This is a genomic window from Geminicoccus flavidas (assembly GCF_009806515.1).
In the GTDB taxonomy this organism is placed as follows: domain Bacteria; phylum Pseudomonadota; class Alphaproteobacteria; order Geminicoccales; family Geminicoccaceae; genus Geminicoccus; species Geminicoccus flavidus.
This window is the reverse complement of record NZ_WUJP01000523.1, coordinates 1-13,221: the sequence shown is the minus strand read 5'-3', so window position 1 is coordinate 13,221 and position 13,221 is coordinate 1. Positions and strand designations below refer to the sequence as shown.

The 13,221-nt window shown below is 67.7% G+C and carries 13 protein-coding genes and 1 pseudogene; 4 read left to right on the top strand and 10 right to left on the bottom strand.

Annotated elements, in window-relative coordinates:
- The 6 genes and pseudogenes from EQG76_RS14830 to EQG76_RS33495 form a co-directional block, all read right to left on the bottom strand.
- A partial coding sequence (locus EQG76_RS14830) for a hypothetical protein (RefSeq protein WP_159714791.1) occupies positions 1-254 on the bottom strand: 254 nt, incomplete at its 3' end.
- Positions 255-473: 219 nt separating this feature from the next.
- Positions 474-1,253: a succinate dehydrogenase iron-sulfur subunit gene (locus tag EQG76_RS14825; RefSeq protein ID WP_159714790.1), complete on the bottom strand. Its 780-nt coding sequence runs from the start codon at positions 1,251-1,253 to the stop codon at positions 474-476.
- A 207-nt stretch (positions 1,254-1,460) separates the two neighbouring features.
- Entirely contained in the window at positions 1,461-3,251 is a 1,791-nt protein-coding gene (gene sdhA, locus EQG76_RS14820) for a succinate dehydrogenase flavoprotein subunit (RefSeq protein WP_159714789.1), read from the bottom strand.
- A gap of 4 nt (positions 3,252-3,255) precedes the next feature.
- Complete coding sequence (sdhD, locus tag EQG76_RS14815) at positions 3,256-3,642, bottom strand: succinate dehydrogenase, hydrophobic membrane anchor protein (RefSeq protein ID WP_159714788.1); 387 nt, start codon at positions 3,640-3,642, stop codon at positions 3,256-3,258.
- Between the two features lie 12 nt (positions 3,643-3,654).
- Positions 3,655-4,038 carry a succinate dehydrogenase, cytochrome b556 subunit gene (sdhC, locus tag EQG76_RS14810; RefSeq protein WP_235031376.1) on the bottom strand — a complete coding sequence of 128 codons (384 nt, stop codon included), beginning with the start codon at positions 4,036-4,038 and terminating at the stop codon, positions 3,655-3,657.
- Positions 4,039-4,240: 202 nt separating this feature from the next.
- Positions 4,241-5,434 (bottom strand): annotated as a pseudogene (locus EQG76_RS33495) (GTP-binding protein).
- Between the two features lie 106 nt (positions 5,435-5,540).
- Here EQG76_RS33495 and EQG76_RS14800 point away from each other — a divergent pair.
- Together EQG76_RS14800 and EQG76_RS14795 are read left to right on the top strand one after the other, a co-directional pair.
- A complete protein-coding gene (locus EQG76_RS14800) occupies positions 5,541-6,683 on the top strand; it encodes a CobW family GTP-binding protein (RefSeq protein ID WP_159714786.1) in 1,143 nt (380 codons plus the stop codon).
- A gap of 91 nt (positions 6,684-6,774) precedes the next feature.
- Entirely contained in the window at positions 6,775-7,719 is a 945-nt protein-coding gene (locus EQG76_RS14795) for a homocysteine S-methyltransferase family protein (protein ID WP_159714792.1), read from the top strand.
- Positions 7,720-7,722: 3 nt separating this feature from the next.
- Here the strand turns inward: EQG76_RS14795 and EQG76_RS14790 are convergent, their stop codons facing one another.
- The 4 genes from EQG76_RS14790 to EQG76_RS14775 form a co-directional block, all read right to left on the bottom strand.
- Positions 7,723-8,589: an HpcH/HpaI aldolase/citrate lyase family protein gene (locus EQG76_RS14790; protein ID WP_159714785.1), complete on the bottom strand. Its 867-nt coding sequence runs from the start codon at positions 8,587-8,589 to the stop codon at positions 7,723-7,725.
- A 442-nt stretch (positions 8,590-9,031) separates the two neighbouring features.
- The gene (locus EQG76_RS14785; protein WP_159714783.1) at positions 9,032-10,264 is read right to left on the bottom strand and encodes a calcium-binding protein; all 1,233 of its coding nucleotides are present in this window, start codon (positions 10,262-10,264) and stop codon (positions 9,032-9,034) included.
- 270 nt (positions 10,265-10,534) lie between these two features.
- Positions 10,535-11,539: an endonuclease/exonuclease/phosphatase family protein gene (locus EQG76_RS14780; protein WP_159714782.1), complete on the bottom strand. Its 1,005-nt coding sequence runs from the start codon at positions 11,537-11,539 to the stop codon at positions 10,535-10,537.
- Between the two features lie 294 nt (positions 11,540-11,833).
- Positions 11,834-12,109 (bottom strand): usg protein, encoded by a 276-nt coding sequence (locus EQG76_RS14775; protein ID WP_159714781.1) that lies wholly within the window; start codon positions 12,107-12,109, stop codon positions 11,834-11,836.
- 259 nt (positions 12,110-12,368) lie between these two features.
- Between EQG76_RS14775 and groES the strand changes: the two genes are divergently transcribed.
- The gene (gene groES / locus EQG76_RS14770) at positions 12,369-12,683 is read left to right on the top strand and encodes a co-chaperone GroES (RefSeq protein ID WP_159714780.1); all 315 of its coding nucleotides are present in this window, start codon (positions 12,369-12,371) and stop codon (positions 12,681-12,683) included.
- A 46-nt stretch (positions 12,684-12,729) separates the two neighbouring features.
- On the top strand, positions 12,730-13,221 hold a 492-nt coding region (locus EQG76_RS14765; protein WP_321573466.1), incomplete at its 3' end, for a TCP-1/cpn60 chaperonin family protein.

Genomic DNA, 13,221 nt, shown 5'->3' with positions numbered 1-13,221 from the left:
GCCAGCACCACGCCGTCGGCGGGTTCGCCGCCCAGCTCCGCCTGGGCCCGGCGGCACAGGGCCAGGAAGGCATCGACCTCGATCGCCTCGGCGGCCAGTTCCATGGCGCCGGTGTGAACCGGCGAGCCGGCCTCGTCACGGCTCCACCAGCCGAGCTCCACCGTCCCGCGGTCGGGCAGGTGGCGCAGGATCAGCAGCCGCCCGTCGTGCCGGATGCTCGCCAGGACCACCGCGTCCTCGTTCGTGCTGGCCATCCCCGTCCGCTCCCCTGCCGCCGGTTCCCGTCGTCATCCTCCGGGCGCGCCCAAGAAGTCTGGCGCTCGCGGCGGCAGCGGCGGGAGGTGGTGCAAAAACAAAAGGGAGGCTTACACCTCCCTTTTCAACTCGGACCTGCGTGTGTGGGCTTATGCCTCTTCGTATGGTCCGATCTTATTGGATTCTCGTGAGTCCACAAGTGGCTTGTCGAAGGAAGCTTACAGGGTCCGCTCGACGATCAGTTTCTTGATCTCCGCAATCGCCTTGGCCGGGTTCAGCCCCTTCGGGCAGGTGTTCGCGCAGTTCATGATGGTGTGGCAGCGGTAGAGCTTGAATGGATCCTCCAGGTCGTCCAGCCGCTCGCCGGTGGCCTCGTCGCGGCTGTCGGCGATCCACCGGTGCGCCTGAAGCAGCGTCGCCGGGCCCAGGTACTTGTCGCCGTTCCACCAGTAGGACGGGCAGGAGGTCGTGCAGCAGGCGCACAGGATGCAGTCGTAGAGACCGTCGAGCTTCTCGCGCTCCTCGACCGACTGGACGCGCTCGCGCGCCGGCTCCGGGCTCTCGGTCTTGAGCCAGGGCTGAATCGATTCGTACTGCGCCCAGAAATGGGTGAAGTCGACGACCAGGTCCTTGATGACCTCCATGTGCGGCAGCGGGTAGATCTTCACCGCGCCCTTGCAGTCGTCGATCGCCTTCAGGCAGGCCAGCGTGTTCTCGCCGTCGATGTTCATCGAGCAGGAGCCGCAGATCCCTTCGCGGCAGGAGCGGCGGAAGGTCAGCGTGCCGTCGACCTCACCTTTGATCTTGATCAGCGCGTCCAGGACCATCGGGCCGCACTTGTCCAGGTCGACCTCGTAGGTATCGATGCGCGGATTGGTGCCCCATTCCGGATCGAACCGGTAGATCCTGAACTCCTTGACGTTCGTGGCGCCGTCGGCGGACTTGTGCCGCTTGCCCTCGACCGGGCGCGAGTTCTTCGGAAGGGCGAATTCGGCCATGTGAAGTTCCAGTCCCAGGTCGCCAGGACGTCAGCGCCACGCCTGACGGTTCGGCGACACGTTACGACGAGCCCGCCGCAGGCAGCGGGCTCCACCGAGAATAGACATGAAATGATCGGGCGAGGTGCCGGCCGGCATATCGCCCGCCCGAGCGGAGGAACATGCCCTCCGGGGGCAGGCGATATGTGGGGGCCTGCTGAACAAGGTTCAATAAACCCGCTTGGCAGGCTTCACCGTCTCCACCTCGTTGCTCAGCGTGTTCATGTGCACCGGGCGGTCGGAGATGGTGGTCTTGTAGTGGTCGTCAATCCAGATGATCGTGTGCTTCATCCAGTTTTCATCGTCACGCTCGGGATAGTCCTCGCGTGCATGGGCGCCACGGCTCTCGGTGCGGTAGCGCGCCGATTCGATGGTGGTGACCGCCTGCAGCATCAGGTTCTGCAGCTCCAGCGCCTCAATCAGGTCGCTGTTCCAGACCTGGGAGCGGTCGTCGATGCGGATGTCGGCCAGACTGTCGGCGACCTCCGCGATCTTCACGCAGCCCTCGTCCAGGATCGGACCCTCACGGAAGACCGCCGCATGGCGCTGCATGGTCCGCTGCATCGCGAGGCGGATTTCGCCGACACGCGACCCGCCCGAGGCATGACGAAGCCTGTCCAGCCGCTCCAGCGCCTTATCCGCATTGTCCTTCGCCAGCGGCTTATGGGCGCTGCCGGGGGTAATCAGCTCCGATGCCCGGTGCGCCGCCGCCCGGCCGAACACCACGAGGTCGATCAGCGAGTTGCCGCCAAGACGATTGGCGCCATGCACCGAGGTGCAGGCCGCCTCGCCCACCGCCATCAGGCCCGGCACCGGCACGTCCGGATCGTCGCCCCTGCGGGTCACGACCTCGGTCTGCCAGTTGGTCGGGATGCCGCCCATGTTGTAGTGGCAGGTCGGGACCACCGGAATCGGCTGCTTGGTCACGTCGACGCCAGCGAAGACCTTGGCGGTCTCGGAGATGCCGGGCAGGCGCTCGTGCAGGATCTTCGGGTCCAAATGCTCTAGGTGCAGGTGGATGTGGTCCTTGTGCTCACCCACGCCACGACCCTCGTTGATTTCGATGGTCATGGCCCGGCTGACCACGTCGCGCGACGCCAGATCCTTGGCCGAGGGGGCATAGCGTTCCATGAAGCGCTCGCCCTCACTGTTGGTGAGATAGCCGCCCTCGCCGCGGGCGCCCTCTGTGATCAGGCAGCCAGCACCATAGATGCCCGAAGGATGGAATTGGACGAATTCCAGATCCTGGAGCGGCAGACCGGCACGTAGCACCATCGCATTGCCGTCGCCGGTGCAGGTATGCGCGGAGGTGGCCGAGAAGTAGACCCGGCCATAGCCGCCGGTGGCCAGGCAGGTGAGCTGGCTGCGGAAGCGGTGGATCGAGCCGTCGGCGATGTTCATCGCGATGATGCCGCGGCAGGCACCCTCGTCGTCCATGAGCAGGTCCAGCGCAAAATACTCGGAAAAGAACTGGACCTTGTTCTTGAGCGCCTGCTGGTAGAGCGTGTGCAGGATGACGTGGCCAGTGCGGTCGGCAGCGGCACAGGTCCGGTAGGCCTGGGACTTGCCGAAGCCCACCGACTGGCCGCCGAAGGCGCGCTGGTAGATCTTGCCTTCCTTGGTACGCGAGAACGGCACGCCGTAATGCTCCAGCTCGATCACCGAGGCCGGCGCATTCTTGGTCATGTACTCGATGGCGTCCTGGTCGCCCAGCCAGTCCGACCCCTTCACGGTGTCGTACATGTGGAAGCGCCAGTCGTCCTCGTTCATGTTGCCGAGCGCGGCATTGATGCCACCTTGCGCTGCCACGGTGTGCGAGCGGGTCGGGTAGACCTTGGTGACGCAGGCGACCTTCAGCCCCGCCTCGACCATGCCCACCGCGGCGCGCAAGCCGGCGCCGCCAGCACCCACGACCAAGGCATCGTAGGTATGTTCGGTGATCGGATAGGCGGTGCTCATTGCCTCAACCCCGCAGGGAGATGGTCACGATGGAGAAGATGGCCGCGACGGCCAGCGCCACCGCGACGAGATTGAGGGCCAGCAGGGCCGCGATCTTGTATGGCCGGCTGTCGACATAGTCCTCGATCACCACCTGCACACCGAGCTTGGTGTGGTAGAAGATCGAGATCATCCAGGCCGACATCAGGCTCGCATTGATCGGGGAAGAGAACCAAGCCACCCATTCCGAATAGCCGGATCCTGCCATACGGATGAGCTGGGTGACGAACCAGATCTCGAGCAGCAGTTCGGAAATGGAGGTTACCCGCTGCAACTTCCAATGGTGAACCCCCTCCTTGGCCGAGCCGAGGCCGCGTGCCCGTGCCAGAGGGGTGCGGAATGACGTTGCCATGAAGCAGCCTCCTCAGCGGGCGATCAGGAAGGCGATCCAGACCACGATGGTCAGGATTCCTGTGCCCACCGCCACGATGACGCCGGTCCGCCGGAACTCGGAAGGATGAAAGCCGTAGCCTGCGTCCCAGGCCAGGTGCCGGATGCCGTTCAGCAGGTGATACGCCCAGACCACGGTGATCCCGAACATCACCAGGAGGCCGAACCAGCTGCCGGCCAGGGAATGCACGCGGTCGAAAGCGTCTGGACCCGAAGCCAGCGCCACCAGCCACCAGACCAGCAGCAGGAGCGCCACCGAAAGAGCGATGCCGGTTGCGCGGTGCAGGATCGACATCATCATGCTGGCGTACCAGCGGTAGATCTGAAGATGCGGCGAAATGGGCCGTTTTGCCTGCACGATCGCATCCTCCGGCGTGCGCAATGCCATGATAGCGGCAGAGATGATCAACAGGTCGCTGGCGCGCAACCTAGGTGCGCGCAAGCCTCTGTCAATCTTCGCGCGGCCCTTGGCCGCCCGGCCATGGCCCAGGACCGAGGGCAGATTGCAGCCTGAGCATGGCAGGACTGCAGGATGCCGATGGCTGTGCCGGGGTGCCGGTTCAGGCGGCGGTGCCTGCTTTCCAGCAGGCAAAAGGATCGGGCAGCATCGCCCCAGGCCGCCTCGCCCGACGCCATCTCGGCCGGAGTGAGCAGATAGGCTTCGAGTTCGGCGCGCAGGGCAGGCTCATCCATGTCTATGCCGATCAGCACGAGCTCCTGGCGCCGGTCGCCAAATGGTTCCTACCATGCCTGGCGGATGCGCAGGCGGGCGGCCGGATCGGCTGGCAGCACGCGCCGGCACGGTGCTCCACCACCGGCCGGCTGGCTCGTGGCGTACAACCGGGCCGGCGATCGACAGCTCGCCCGCTAAAGCCATCCGGGAAGCCAGTCAGAACAAGCCCTTGGCCCTGATCATGCCGGGCAACCGGTTCAGGCTGCGGGCGAACCGCTGCGGATGGAGCGGACGCCGGGCGCGCCAGACGAAGCTGGCGATGCCATACTCTTCGGTCTCGGGCGTGTGGCCGCCCGCCAGCTCCTTCGCGCAGCCCGGCAGGCGACGCGAGCGCTCGACCTAGTAACGGTATCAAGGCTCTCGTGGAGCGGCACCCTTCCATGAGCCGCCTCGATCAGCCGTGCATCCGGGTTCAGGCCGCACACCACCGCCCGGGCCAGGCGCAGCTGTTCGGCATCAGCCAGATCAGTCTTGTTCAGCACGATGACGTCGGCGAACTCGATCTGGTCGACCAGCCGGTCGACCAGGGTCCGCCCGTCCGCCTCGCCCAGCGCTTCGCCCCGGTCGCGCAGGAAGTCGGTCGAGGCGTAGTCCGGCAGGAGGCTGGCCACGTCGACCACCGTGACCATGGTGTCTAGTCTCGCCACGTCCGACAGGCTGGCACCCTCGTCGCCGACGAAGTCGAAGGTCGCCGCGACCGGCATGGGCTCGCTGACCCCGCTGCTCTCGATGACGAGCTGGTCGAACCTGCCTTCCTCGGCCGGCCGCCGCACCTCGACCAGGAGGTCGTCGCGCAGCGTGCAGCAGATGCAGCCATTTGACAGCTCGACCAGACGCTCCTCGGTCCGGCTCAGGCCGCCGGCCTGCTCGACCAGCCGCGCGTCGATGTTCACTTCACTCATGTCGTTGACGATCACCGCGACCTTGCGGCCTGCGCGGCGGCGAGCACATGCTGGAGCAAGGTCGTCTTGCCCGAGCCGAGGAAGCCGGACAGCACCGTGGTGGGCAGGCGGCGTGGCATCGGCGGGGCTCTCCTGGCCAAAGGGGCTCGACCGAAGGCGACGTTATAATATAACAGATACGTCAAGCGACGCCCCCACCAGGTGTCCAGCGTCAACGGAGCAGCCATGCAGGTGACCATCCCCGGACCGGAGCAGAAGCTGCCGGTCGTGCTGCTGACGGGCTTTCTCGGCTCGGGCAAGACCACGCTGCTGGCACGGCTCCTGAAGGACCCGGCCATGGCCGGCACGGCGGTGATCATCAACGAGTTCGGCGAGATCGGGCTGGACCACGATCTGGTGGAGGCGGGCGACGAGGCCGAGGGCACGATCGAGCTGTCGTCGGGGTGCCTGTGCTGCACGATCCGCGGCGACCTCGCCCGCACCATGCACGGCCTCTATGGCCGGATGCGCGAAGGCAGGATCCGGCCGTTCCACCGGGTCGTGATCGAGACCACCGGCCTCGCCGATCCGGCACCGATCCTGCAGACCCTGATGCAGGACGCCGCGATCGACCATTTCTTCCGGCTGGAGGCGGTGGTCACGCTGGTCGATGCCGTGAATGGCGCCGATACGCTCGACCGGCAGCCGGAGGCGGTCAAGCAGGCGGCGGTCGCCGACCGGCTGGTGCTGACCAAGACCGATCTCGCATCGCCCGACAGAGTCCAGGCCCTGGAGGAACGGCTGCGCCGGCTGAACCCGGTGGCACCGATCCTGAAGGTCGTCCACGGCCAGATCGCACCCGACCAGCTCCTTCACGGTGGGCTCTACGACCCGGCGACCAAATCGATCGATGTCCAGCGCTGGCTGGCGGAAGAAGCCTATCACGGGCATGCCCACGACCACGACCACGACCACGACCACGACCACGACCACCATCAGGGGCAGCACGATCAAGGCCATCACGATCATGGGCAGCATGCGCACGACGTGAACCGCCATGACGAGCACATCCGGGCGTTCGCCATCCGCAAGTCGGAGCCGATCCCGGCCCAGGCCTTTTCCCTGTTCCTGGACCTGCTGACCGCCCAGCGCGGCGCCGACCTGCTCCGGGTCAAGGGCATCGTGCACATCGCCGAGGAGCCGGACCGGCCGCTCGTCTTCCATGCGGTCCAGCACGTGATGCACCCGCCGGTCACGCTGAACCGGTGGCCATCCGAGGACCACGACACTCGGCTCGTGTTCATCGTCCGCGACATCGACAAGGCGCAGATCCAGAACTTCCTGGATGCGCTCACCCGCGCCCATGGCGACCTGCAACGCGCCCCCTGACCATCCGGCGGCGGGTTGTGATGTTCGGCACAGCGAATTTGGCGTAGAACGCTAGGTCATGCGTGTACCAGACCGAACGAGGAACACCATGATGCCGCGCTATCGCCACGACCTGCCGCAGATGCGGGGTGACCTGTTCCTGACCGATGGCGGCCTGGAGACCACCCTGGTCTTCCTGGAAGGCCTGGACCTGCCGCTGTTCGCCGCCTTCCCGTTGCTGGCGGACGAGAAGGGGCGGGAACAACTGCGCCGCTACTACCTGCCCTACCTGGAGCTCGCGAAAGAGCGCGGCATGGGATTCGTGATCGACACGCCCACCTGGCGGGCCAGCCAGGATTGGGCGAGCAAGCTCGGCTTCGACTCGGCCGCGCTGGACGGGCTCAATCGCCGGGCGGTGGCGCTCGCCGAAGAACTGCGCGACGAGTTTGCGCATGCGACCGGACCGCTGGTGATCAGCGGCGCCATGGGCCCGCGCGGCGACGGCTACCGCGCGGACTTCCGGATGAGTTCCGCGGAGGCGAAGGACTACCACGCCGCGCAGATCGGCAGTTTCGCCGACGCCGGTGCCGACTTCGTCAGCGCCGTGACCCTGAACTACCCGGAGGAGGCGATCGGTGTCGCGCAGGCCGCCAGGGCCGCCGCCATGCCCGTCGTGATATCGCTTACCGTGGAGACCGATGGCCGCCTGCCCTCGGGCCACCCGCTGGCGGACGCGCTGGCCGCGGTGGACGATGCCACCGACGGCTATCCCGCCTACTACATGGTCAACTGCGCTCACCCCAGCCACTTCGCCCATGTGCTGGCGGACGGCGGCGGCTGGCTCGACCGGGTCCGTGGCATCCGCGCCAATGCCTCGGCGCTCAGCCATGCCGAACTGGACGAGGCGACCGAACTCGACAGCGGCGATCCGGCGGCGCTGGCGGCGGACTACCGGGCGCTGCGGCAGACGCTGCGGCACCTGTGCGTGGTCGGCGGCTGCTGCGGCACCGACCACCGGCACGTCCGCGCGATCTGCGAGGCGGTAGCGCCCGCCTGAGGCTCAGCCCTGCGCGGCGATCGCGTCCGCCAGCGCCACCATGCGCTTGGCCTCGGCGACATGAAGGTTCTCGACCAGCTTGCCATCGACCACCACCACGCCCTTGCCCGCGGCGCGGGCCTCCTCGAAGGCCGAGATCATGCGATGGGCCCGCTCGACCGCCTCGGGCGAGGGGGCGAAGGCCTCGTTGGCGGCATCGAGCTGCTTGGGGTGGATCAGGGTCTTGCCGTCGAAGCCCAGCTCCGCCCCCTGCCGGCAGGCCTGGCGGAAGCCCTCCTCGTCCTGCAGGTCGAGGCTGACCCCGTCCACGATTGAGATGCCGGCTGCCCGCGCGGCCAGCATGCACAGGCCCAGCGAGGTGATCATCGGCAGCCGGAGCGGGGTGTGGGCCGCGTGGAGCTCCTTGGCTAGGTCGGACGTGCCCATGACCAGGCAGGTGACCCGCGGGTGATCGGCGATCCGGTCGACCTGGAACATGCCGCGCGCGGTTTCCATCATGCACCAGACCGGCAGGTCGGGCGCCCCGCCGGCACCGTCCAGGATCTCGACGGCGCGGCGCACCAGCTCGACGTCCGACACCTTGGGCAGGAGGACGCCGTCCACCCCCATGGTGGCGGCATCCACCAGGTCGGCATGGCCCCAGGGCGTGTCGAGGCCGTTGACCCGCACGATCAGCTCACGATGGCCATAGCCGCCGGCCGCGACCGTCTGGGCCACCAGCGCGCGCGCGGCCTCCTTGGCGTCGGGCGCCACGCTGTCCTCGAGGTCCAGGATCAGCGCGTCCGCAGCGAGCGTCTTGGCCTTTTCCAGCGCCCGGGCGTTGCTGCCGGGCATGTAGAGCACCGAACGGCGTGGGCGGACGGTGGCCATGGCGCTGTCTCCCTGGTCTTGGCGCGTGCCCTCTGGTGAATGACGGCGGATGCCACCGGGTTCAAGAGCCTAGGCGTGGTTCCGCCATCTCCGTCGGGGCGTCGGCATGGGCGGACGCTGGCTGCGGCACGTTGCCCCGAGTTGGCTGGGCTCGAAGGCGACGCAGGTGCCCGCCAGTCGGGGCAGGGCAGTGCGAGCTCAGGGTGTCCTGCACCCCTGTCGCTTGCCTACGCCGCCTTCTCGGGCTGCTTCCAGCCAACCGGCTGCGGATCGGTCGCTCCGTGCGCCGGCAGGACCCCGTGCAGCGCCATTCGCCGCGGGCGTCCGAGCCTTCTGCCGTGCCCGATGACGTGCGAGCGCTCGCTGGGGACACGCAGAGCCGAGCCGGTGCCCGTTGCCGGGCTCGCCGCGCCGCCGGCCCGCATCCCCGCGAGGCCCTGGCTCAGCCGACCACCACGTTGCTGGCGGTCAGGTCGGCCAGGACGATGCCCTGGAGCAGGATGGTCTGGCCGGGGGCGAAGGTGACCAGCACGTCGCTGCCGCTCTGGCTGGCCTTGGACTGGAACTGGGCGAAGTTGCTCACCCCCTCGCCCAGCACGAACAGCCGGTCGTTGCCGGTGCCGAAGTCGGTGATGATGTCGCGGCCGCCATTCTCGTAGCGGATGAACTCGTCGTCGCCCGCGCCGCCGGTCAGCACGTCGTCGCCATCGCCGCCATAGAGCGAATCGTTGCCGCCCTCGCCGACCAGGCGGTCGTTGCCGTCGTCGCCGAACAGGCTGTCCGCGCCCTCGCCGCCGAACAGGCGATCCGCACCGGCCCCGCCGGAGAGCCAGTCCTCGCCGAGCTGGGCGATCAGCGTGTCGTCGCCCTCGTCGCCATAGAGCTCGTCGTCGCCCGGCCCACCCACCAGCGTGTCGTTGCCGGCCTCGCCGAAGATCATGTCGTCGCCCGCCGCACCGTCGACTCGGTCGTTGCCGGCCCCGGCCTGGACGAAGTCATCGCCGCCAGCGCTGTTGATGAACTCGCCCACCGCCGAGCCCTGGATGTCGTCGCCACCGCTGCCGGTGATCAGGTGCTCGAAGTTGCGGGCCGTCCCGGCCGTGCTGCCATAGCTCCAGGTCCCGGCGGCGAGGTCGACCACGGTGGCGTCGGGGACGAACAGGTTGAGGGTGTCGTGGCCGCCGCCGCCGTCGGCCGAGTCGTTGCCGCCGCGCCGGATCACGATCACCTCGTCGCGGGCCGAGCCGACGATCGTGTCGTCGAAGCGCGAGCCGACGATCACCTCGAAATTGCTGATCGTGTCGATGCCGCCGGTGCCATCCACGGCGACGCCGGTCGCGGCGTTGACCTGGACCCGACCGTTCTCCCGCTCGTAGTCCAGGTAATCCAGGCCCAGCCCGCCATCCAGGATGTCCTTGCCGGCCGACCCAGCGATCCGGTCATCGCCGGCACCGCCCAGGATCACGTCGTCCCCGGCGCCGCCGATCATGTTGTCGTTGCCGTCGTCGCCGATCAGCCGGTCGTCGCCGTCGCCGCCGAGCATCCGGTCGGCACCGCCGAAGCCGCGCAGGTAATCATTGCCCCGGCCGCCCTGCAGGAGGTCGTTGCCGTTGGTGCCGTTCACGACCTTGCCGGGCGGCACCACGTCCTGAGGTCCGCTGGGACTGTTCGACATCGACAAACTTCCGATCGCAGGCTCGTTCCGGCGGATGCGCCGGGCCCGATCCGGCCCCTTGCTGCCCGCCACCTCTTCGGGGGCACGCAGGATCCTCCTGCCACGGCCCTGCTGCTAGCGCCGAGGGCGACAGGCTGCGCGCTTCCCGAGGTTCAGCCAGCTACCAGGAAGCACCGGAAGTGCAAAGAGCCGGAGGAACACGCCGGTACGCCTGGTACATTTTTTCCGGAGAGCTGGGGATTCGGCCGCATTCCTCCCCCTCCGCCCGGCTCAGCCGCGTCCGCCCACATGCAGCGACAGGGCACGATGGTCGGAGCCGCCGCCCTGCTCCAGCCGCTGGGCCCGCACCGCGATCTCAGGCGAGACCAGGGCTTGGTCGATCCGGATCCGCAGCGGCCCGGGCAAGAAGGCCGGCCAGCTCCCCTCGATGCCGCCGGCCGGGCGGAGCTGGAGGCCGTTCGCGAACCTGCCGACCACGGTGGCCCAGGGCACCGCGTTGAAGTCGCCGATCAGCACGGTCGGCAGGTCCGCGCGGAACAGGTCGGAGCGGAGCAGCGCCTCGACCTGGCGCAACTGCACGTCCAGGCTCTCGGGCCGGATCGGCCGGGCCAGGTGGATGCTCACCACCCGCAACCGGCCGGCCGCACCGCCATCGACCGTGGCCGCGATCCCGCGCCCGCCGCTCTGCCGGTCGTGGAACGTCACCTGATCATCGATGGGCAGGCGGGAAAGGAGGGTCAGGTCGCACTCGCTCCGCCCGGCGCACGAGATGTGGTGGGGGTGGCTATCGAACAGAGGTACGAGGCGGCGCCAGCGGGCGGGGCCGCTCTCGGCGAACAGGAGGACGTCGGCATCGCTGGCCCGGGCCTGGGCGAAGGTGGTGGCCAGGTCGCTGTTGGCTGCCCAGACATTGTGGAAATAGAGATGGACCGGCGGCACTGGGCGGTCCGCGCCCGCCCAGTGGGCGCGGGCATCGAGCACCAGGCGGCCCAGGCCCAGATGGGGTGCCAGCACGAGCCCCCCGGCCAGGAGCAGCGCCAGCGCCGCCAGCACCCCGCGCCGCCGCCGGGTGAGGAGGCTCATGAGCAGGACGAGGGCGGCCAGTGCCAAGCCCTGCACGAGGAACTGGGCCAGGAGGTCGAGCTCGGCGGATGCGTTCGGCACCAGCGCGCCCAGCACCGGCAGGCCCGCGGTCACCAGCAGGGCAGCGAGCAGGTAGCGCATGAGCCGCTCCGCGCCGGCCGACAGGCTGCGCATGGCAGCGAAGCCGGGCATGGCAGGGGATCTCGGCGCGCGGGATCTGGTCGGGGAGGTCGTCATCGGGCCTTGCAGCAGGGGGCCTTGCAGTATGCAGGCCCGGCGATGCTGCCGAGCCACCCGACCAGTTCAACCGGCATCCTGGATCCTCCGCCCCGTGACCAGATGCCGCGATGATAGCCGCCGAACGGTTAAAGCTGCGTGAATCGCCGGAGAATCCCATCGGGCGTCGTTGAAACGCCCGCCAGCCTCCTCACATGCCGTTCGGGCAGGTCCCGGATCGGTGCCCAGCCGGATCCGCGGTGATCTGGATCAGTGGAGGTGGAACTCCGGACCCTGTCGCCAGCCCTGCGGGCGGATCAGCTCGCTGCGGCCGACCCTGACCTCGACCAGCGGGCCCTCGATGTTCTTTTCCCAGAAGTCGAGAAACTTCGTCAGTTCCGGGTAGCGGGGTGCGATGTCGTAGTGCTGCCAGATGAAGGTCTGGATCAGGCTCGGGTGATCCGGCATCCGGTAGAGGATCTCGGCGGTGGCGATGCGGTAGCCCCTGAGCTGCAGCTCGAGGGGCGAGAGTGCTTGCCCGGCCATGGTCGGTCCGTCCGCTTGCTCCTCCGCGACCGCCGCGGAGGGGTCGGACGAAGTGTGACAAACCCTTGACCGCCGTCAAGCTTTCCTGAATTTTCTCGTGGTTTTTCAGAAAGTTAGCAGCAGACACGTGAAAGTGCTGCCAAAGCGCGAGCAACCCTCTTGAAAGCCGCGCAACGCTTCTCTAAGTGACGGAGCGACGTTGGCACTCACCCATGGAGAGTGCTAACAAATACATTCCTCCAGCATGGAGATCGATGGCATGGGCTTTCGTCCGCTGCACGACCGGGTGGTCGTTCGTCGTCTTGAGGGTGAAGAGAAGAGCAAGGGCGGGATCATCATCCCGGACACCGCCAAGGAGAAGCCCCAGCAGGGCGAGATCGTGGCGGTCGGCCCAGGTGCTCGTGACGAGAGCGGTAAGGTGAACGCCCTCGACGTTAAGGTCGGCGACAAGGTGCTGTTCGGCAAGTGGTCGGGCACCGAGGTCAAGATCGACGGCGACGATCTGCTGATCATGAAGGAAAGCGACATTCTGGGCATCCTCGACGATGCCGGTTCGGTGAAGAAGGCCGCCTGAGCCTTCCCGTCGCTCAATCCCATCAATTCACTCAGGTAAGACGAACATGGCTGCCAAAGACGTCAAGTTCTCGACCGAGGCGCGCAACAAGATGCTGCGCGGCGTCGAGATCCTCGCCAATGCGGTGAAGGTCACGCTCGGCCCCAAGGGCCGCAACGTGGTCATCGAGAAGAGCTTCGGCGCGCCCCGCATCACCAAGGACGGTGTGACGGTCGCGAAGGAGGTCGAGCTCTCGGACAAGTTCGAGAACATGGGCGCGCAGATGGTGCGCGAGGTGGCCTCGAAGACCAACGACATCGCCGGTGACGGCACCACGACCGCCACGGTCCTGGCTGCTGCCATCGTCCGCGAGGGCGCCAAGTCGGTTGCCGCCGGCATGAACCCGATGGACCTGAAGCGCGGCATCGATCTGGCCGTCGAGGCCGTGGTCGCCGACCTGAAGGCCCGGGCGAAGAAGGTGACCACCAGCGAGGAGATCGCGCAGGTCGGCACCATCTCGGCCAATGGCGATGTCGAGATCGGCAAGATGCTGGCCGAG

Bases quoted from the DNA above. Each gene is read 5' to 3' on its own strand.
- groES (WP_159714780.1), top strand. From the start codon at position 12,369: ATGGGCTTTCGTCCGCTGCACGACCGGGTGGTCGTTCGTCGTCTTGAG.
- sdhD (WP_159714788.1), bottom strand. From the start codon at position 3,642: ATGGCAACGTCATTCCGCACCCCTCTGGCACGGGCACGCGGCCTCGGC.
- EQG76_RS14785 (WP_159714783.1), bottom strand. From the start codon at position 10,264: ATGTCGAACAGTCCCAGCGGACCTCAGGACGTGGTGCCGCCCGGCAAG.
- EQG76_RS14790 (WP_159714785.1), bottom strand. From the start codon at position 8,589: ATGGCCACCGTCCGCCCACGCCGTTCGGTGCTCTACATGCCCGGCAGC.
- EQG76_RS14795 (WP_159714792.1), top strand. From the start codon at position 6,775: ATGCCGCGCTATCGCCACGACCTGCCGCAGATGCGGGGTGACCTGTTC.
- sdhA (WP_159714789.1), bottom strand. From the start codon at position 3,251: ATGAGCACCGCCTATCCGATCACCGAACATACCTACGATGCCTTGGTC.
- EQG76_RS14780 (WP_159714782.1), bottom strand. From the start codon at position 11,539: ATGCCCGGCTTCGCTGCCATGCGCAGCCTGTCGGCCGGCGCGGAGCGG.
- EQG76_RS14775 (WP_159714781.1), bottom strand. From the start codon at position 12,109: ATGGCCGGGCAAGCACTCTCGCCCCTCGAGCTGCAGCTCAGGGGCTAC.
- EQG76_RS14800 (WP_159714786.1), top strand. From the start codon at position 5,541: ATGCAGGTGACCATCCCCGGACCGGAGCAGAAGCTGCCGGTCGTGCTG.
- EQG76_RS14825 (WP_159714790.1), bottom strand. From the start codon at position 1,253: ATGGCCGAATTCGCCCTTCCGAAGAACTCGCGCCCGGTCGAGGGCAAG.